Origin of the sequence: Mesorhizobium sp. M8A.F.Ca.ET.218.01.1.1, from assembly GCF_004791165.1 — a bacterium.
Taxonomy (GTDB): domain Bacteria; phylum Pseudomonadota; class Alphaproteobacteria; order Rhizobiales; family Rhizobiaceae; genus Mesorhizobium.
In genome coordinates, this window is the sequence record NZ_SRUZ01000130.1 from 1 (window position 1) to 324 (window position 324).

The 324-nt window shown below is 61.4% G+C and carries 1 protein-coding gene; it reads right to left on the reverse strand.

The window, feature by feature from the left end:
• Positions 1–324: hypothetical protein (locus EN861_RS35725; protein ID WP_210235222.1), on the reverse strand; the 324-nt coding region annotated here is incomplete at both ends.

The following is a 324-nucleotide window of genomic DNA, read 5'->3' on the forward strand; positions in this document are numbered from 1 at the left end:
GCCTTGGCGGCACCTTCCATGATGGTTTTGTAGTCGAGGCCAACCTTCGCCAACTCAGTCATGCCCTGCGCAGCTTCAGTCGACGAGAAGACCGATGCCTGTCCGAGTTCCTGTGCCTTCTTCTCAGCATCGCCAAGAGCCTGTCCAGCCACGCCGGCGTTGACGGCGAAGCTGTTCATCGCCTTCTGGAAATCGCCGGCCTGCTTGAGGATGCCGACGCCAGCGCCAACGATCGGCAGCGTCAGTGCCGTCGCCATCGTCTTGCCGACGGCTTGGATCTGCTTTCCGGTGTCGACGAAGGACCCGCCGAGCGATTTGATCTGG